At 58.0% G+C, this 5,291-nt stretch carries 2 protein-coding genes; both read right to left on the bottom strand.

Annotated features, from left to right (window positions below):
* Positions 1–640: 640 nt before the first annotated feature.
* On the bottom strand, positions 641–2,116 hold the full coding sequence (locus tag EOA60_RS17295) for an aldehyde dehydrogenase (RefSeq protein WP_245479280.1): 1,476 nt from the start codon (positions 2,114–2,116) through the stop codon (positions 641–643).
* A gap of 66 nt (positions 2,117–2,182) precedes the next feature.
* Positions 2,183–3,523: a diaminobutyrate--2-oxoglutarate transaminase gene (gene ectB, locus EOA60_RS17290; protein WP_127335893.1), complete on the bottom strand. Its 1,341-nt coding sequence runs from the start codon at positions 3,521–3,523 to the stop codon at positions 2,183–2,185.
* Between the last annotated feature and the right edge of the window lie 1,768 nt (positions 3,524–5,291).

Raw genomic sequence — 5,291 nt, 5'->3', positions numbered from 1 at the left:
GTTAAACAGGCGAACTGCGCGGAAAATCCGCGCTATTTGCAGGAAACCTGCGTCATCGCTTCGCAATCGCACATTTGCGAGCTTTCTTCGGTAACCCTGAGAAACCCATGCCCTCGGCCAAGCCGTTCGTGGACCAGGCTCTTCGTTAGGTCGTGGCAGCTTACTAAGCTCCAGTGTGTCTCCGCGCGCCATCTAAGCGGTTCGGTGGCTGCAACAACTATCGTCGCAATCGCTACCGTTGGGACTGTTCGTTATCTACGCATACCGAAATACGTGCTGCGCCTCGAGAGGTGGATCCCCCGCCTGTGCATTGCCCCAATGTTAATCGCCGCTCCCGATTGACGCGGCCGGATGATGAGACTGAACTCTTTTCTGCCGCCGCTGATCCTTGTGGGCCAGTTTTGTAATGCGTCGAGTGCGAAGCCGGATAACCTTCGCTGATCTGGATGTTGGTTCGCGTGCGACGCCTATTCTCCATTACATGGCCCCCGATGGGAGCCCGAGAAGCATCAGTCGTCATTCCAACATGCTCTCGCTAATATGGTACCGGATCCATCCGGCGGACTGAACGCATCACGAGCATTGCAGGGCACGGTCAGCACTGTTGTGTAAAGCAATTATTTTCGACCTGCGATGAATCCTATTGTTGTGGCGGAAAAATCGATTTGGTCTCAAGAAAGGCCGCCAACCCCTCTGGCCCAAGCTCGCGGCCAAGGCCGCTTCCTTTGACACCGCCGAATGGCGCGTCGATGTGAAGTGTGTAACGGTTGATCCCGACGACGCCGGCCTCCATCCTGCGCGCAATCGCCATGCCTCGCTCTGGGTCGGACGTGAACACCGCTCCCCCAAGGCCATATGCCGTACCGTTGCATATCGCGAGCGCTTCGTCCTCGTTCGCGTACGGGATCACTGACACAACTGGACCGAAGATCTCCTCCTGGGCGATTCGCATCGAGCTGTCCACGTCGCGGAAAACCGTCGGCTGGATGTAGTAGCCGACGTCAAGGCCGTCCGGCCTGCCACCACCGGTCACGACCTTTGCACCCTGGGCTCGTCCAGAACCTATGTACTCTGCCACACGATCGCGCTGCCGCTTAGCCACCAGCGGTCCCACCTGCGTCGCAGGATCGAGCGGGTGGCCCACCACGAGACCTGCCATCTTACTTGCAATTCCGTCGATCACTTCATCGTAGCGCGCGCGTGGAGCAAGCACCCGAGTCAGGGCGTGACAGATCTGACCGCCGAACGGTACGCACGCAGGCGCAACCAGCGGAAGAAACGTGTCGAGATCGGCGTCCTGTAGCAGCAGTGCCGCAGACTTACCGCCAAGCTCGAGTGTGAAACGGGCGAAGCGATCGGCACAGGCTCGTGCAACCTGGCGCCCTGCCTGTGTCGACCCCGTGAACGAGACCTTATCAACCCCCGGATGGGAAGCAAGCAACGCTCCCGTATCGCGCCCGCCGAACACGATGTTCACAACACCCGGCGGAATGCCTGCCGCGTCCACGGCTTCTGCAAGCAGGTACGAGTCCAGTGAGGCCTCTGGTGGCGGCTTGATAATTGTCGTGCATCCTGCAGCCAGAGCCGGTGCAAGCTTCCACGCTATTGCTCCTTGGGGTCCATTCCACGGCACAATCAATGCAGCAACACCTACCGGTTCTCTCCGAATAATTGTACGCAAACCATGTCCGATACGCTCGGATTCGACCTCGAGCTGATCAGCGAGTTCCGCGTAATAACGATAGTATTTCGATGTGCCGTCGCCATTCGACTGCACCGAAGCTGCTAGCGGCATGCCGATCTGCGCAGTGACAACTGCACCGAGTTGCTCGGCGCGATCGTCGATTGCAGCGGCAAGCCTGCGCAAATAGTCGGCTCGCTCCGATGGCGGCAATTGCGGCCAACCGGAGTTCCTGAACGCCTCCCGCGCGGCGTCCACCGCAGCAGAAACGTCGTCCCTATCGCCATCGGGTATTGTCGCAAATTCCCGCTCATCCGCCGGGTTCACGACCGGGATCCGGGCCGACGCGTGCGCCGGCCGAAGCTTCCCGTTGACATAGATATTGACGTGATCGCCCTCCATCAGGCCGATCGTTCCGTCGGTCGTCGCTTTCATCACCATTCCTCGTGCCACATTGTTTGATGCTCAAATGGACTCAATGTCCATCTGTAGGACGCGGCGTTACGCGTCGACCTCGAGGTCGGCGGTCGTTTCGGCGGGATTTTTCTCAATGCTGTCCTTTACCGCGCCAATGCTGTCGCGAACGATTGACAAACCACGGCGCAGGTCAGCCTCGGTAATGGTGAGAGCAACAAGGAACTTGAGCACCTCGCTCCGCCCGCCACAAGTCTCGATGACCAAGCCGCGACGAAGAGCTTCCCTGGCGATTTGGACCGCCAATGAATGGTCCTTTTGTGGTACAAGACCGTACATAAATCCGCGGCCCCGTACAGTCATGCCAAGGCTGGGGAAGTCCTTTGCGATTGACTTGAGTTCCTCCGCCAAGATCGCCGACTTGCGTGCGATTTCCTCCTCGAATTTGGAGTCGGCCCAGTAGGTCTCAAGAGCCACCCGTGCCGTAACGAAAGCAAGGTTGTTGCCTCTGAAAGTGCCGCTGTGTGCGCCAGGCGACCAAATATCCAGGTCAGGCTTTAAAAGAACAAGCGACATCGGCGTTCCGATTGCCGACAATGACTTTGACAGAGTGACGATGTCAGGAACGATCTCAGCAGCTTCAAAACTGAAGAATTTTCCCGTGCGGCCGACACCCGCCTGGATGTCATCGAGGATCATCAGGATCCCACGTTTCGCGGTGAGGTCACGCAGCCTTTGTAGCCATCTGAAGCTTGCGGGATTGATGCCCCCTTCCCCCTGAACCGCCTCCAAAATCACCGCGGCAGGCTTATCGAGACCGCTACTCGGATCGTTCAGCAGCTTTTCAAAGTAATCGAGAGTGTCAACGGAAGGGCCAAGATAGCCATCGTAGGGCAAAAATGTCACATGCGCGACAGGGTAACCTGCGGCATTCCGGTACTTCTTGTTCCCAGTCGCAGCCAATGATCCAGCGCTAACGCCGTGGAACGCATTGGTAAATGCGACGATATTCGACTTGCCGGTCACCAGGCGCGCCAGCTTCAGTGCCGCCTCGACGGCGTTCGTACCTGTGGGGCCAGTGAACTGCAATTTGTAAGTCAGACCACGCGGCTTCAGAATATACCGCTCGAACGCCTCGATAAACGCCTTCTTGGCACTCGTGGCGAGGTCAAGCCCATGCACGATCCCGTCGCGCTCAATATAGTCCAGCAACGGCCTCTTGAAGGCGGGGTTATTGTGTCCGTAATTAAGGGCGCCTGCTCCGGCGAAAAAATCAAGATATTCACGACCGTCTGCACTAATAAGGGTAGTGCCAACGGCGCGATCGAAGAGGATTGGAAATGAGCGGATGTAGCCACGTACCTCAGACTCGAGGCGCTCGAATATCGCGATGCTTGCGTCACTCGAAGGTGAAAATTTTTTGTCCATAAGTGGCAATCTCCTTGTACATGGGGCGATCTATTGCGAATTGGCAACCTGCAGACCTGGTGCCGAGGTGCTATTGCGATGAACAGCCGAACCGTTACAGAAGGTAGCAGCGGCGCATGGGCTGTTTGCGGGAAAGATCCTTTCCCCCCGCAGGAATTCCGCATATTTCCGTCAATGTCGCGTAAATCCGGCAGATTAGTCGCGAAGTGTGGGAGGATCCTTATTGACGGCAGCCGACGACCGGGGGAACACGCGGACTGTCCAGTGTAGGTTGGGAATACGCGTCCATGCCCCCTTCGTTTAGAGCTGATAACCTGGTCGTGCTTAACCGGTTGAGAGGTCCGACGGCGGGGCAGGGTCAGGAACCGTGCGCCCGCGATGTCGACATCGAGCCGATCTTCGAAGAGCCTCGCCCTGCGGCGGAGACCGATCAGCCATGAAGGCACACTGTAGAACACCTCGCGCAGGGGAAGCCACCGAATGACGTGAGGCAAACGGAGAGCTCGTGTAAGCGATGTCCGCCTGACGGCAATCCTGGAGTCCGGCGCGTTCGACCGGTGATATCCGACAGGCCGAGACGGCTAGGCTCGTGCGCTTGCGGGAAGGTGACTCACGCTTGTCGCCGCGGACGGCACGCCGGTGGACGCGTCGCTCGATCGTGCGGCGAAATTGCCATTGCCCAGTTTCCGGAGGGCGTCGCAGGTATCTCTTCGGGCGGACTGGATGCTGCGTGCCGCTTTTAGGCACGGCACGATTCGAGAGTCAAAAATGTCGGCGAGTGGATCAGGGGCGCGGTTGTCGCCGAACCTTCCTGCGAGGGCAACGTCAGCATCTTCTGTGCGATCGACCGAGGCCCTGCTGATCGGGTTTAATGGCGCGTCGGTTCACGCGCGCGCGGGTACTGCTTATGCCTATCACGGGTCGGAGCGCGGTACGGCAACCGCTTGGGTTCTACTTCCTGATCGCGATGAGGCCCAATTGGTTGGGCTCCGACAAACAAGCAGCTGCTGGGCGAGGTAGAATTGAGGTCAAATTCTATGTCGAACCTAAGATGCCGATCGTCAGGAATGGCGGCTACCGAAACGTGATCTGGTATCTCATCGCTGCTTCATCCGACCTTTCGCGGTCTGGGGCCGCTTCAGCGTGCCGCCGACTTGGTCAATTGGTCGATTACGCCGTTTCGGATAGGCACACCGCGGATCGGCGAGGGCCGCCAGCTGCCGGACTTCGTTCCAACAACCGACCGGCGTCTGCATTTACGCTCTCTAGTTCCGTCAAACACCTTACCGTCTCCGAAAATGGGCAGCAGGCCGAATGCCGTCAACTACCAAACGTCGTAGTATCGGCATTTGCCCGCAAATTTTAGAAGTCATGTAGGTTCTGCGTATTCATCATGACGCGTCGGCATGCAAGCGACGTGACGACGCTGGAGGTTTCGAAGTACCTCTGTGCAGCAGTAGAGCTGGGGGCAGGTCCGGTTCCCATGGGTGGCGATTGTCAGGAATGTGTTGGGATTACCAGCAGGCTTCTTGGAAGTCACCGAAGCTCCGCCTTGATGCTTTGATGTTCCGCCTGAAAAGGCCTTTTAAATGTCGGGCGGGATCGGGAAGGAAGAGTAGCGCATGTCGAGGCTTTGCGTTTAGATGATTTGTATGGGTCGCTCGGGGCGTGGTTCGTGAAGAGGCTTGGTATTTCGGTCGCGAGCGCCCGGTGAGAGTACTGTGGCGACAGCCGACGATGATACCCGTCGCACAATCCTTGATCTGGA

This window comes from Mesorhizobium sp. M1A.F.Ca.IN.020.06.1.1, from assembly GCF_004023265.1.
Taxonomy (GTDB): domain Bacteria; phylum Pseudomonadota; class Alphaproteobacteria; order Rhizobiales; family Rhizobiaceae; genus Mesorhizobium.
The sequence above is the reverse complement of the archived record's forward strand: the minus strand, read 5'-3'. Positions and strand labels throughout refer to the sequence as shown.

Coding starts and splice junctions, on each gene's coding strand:
- EOA60_RS17295 (WP_245479280.1), bottom strand. CDS start 2,116: ATGAAAGCGACGACCGACGGAACGATCGGCCTGATGGAGGGCGATCAC.
- ectB (WP_127335893.1), bottom strand. CDS start 3,523: ATGGACAAAAAATTTTCACCTTCGAGTGACGCAAGCATCGCGATATTC.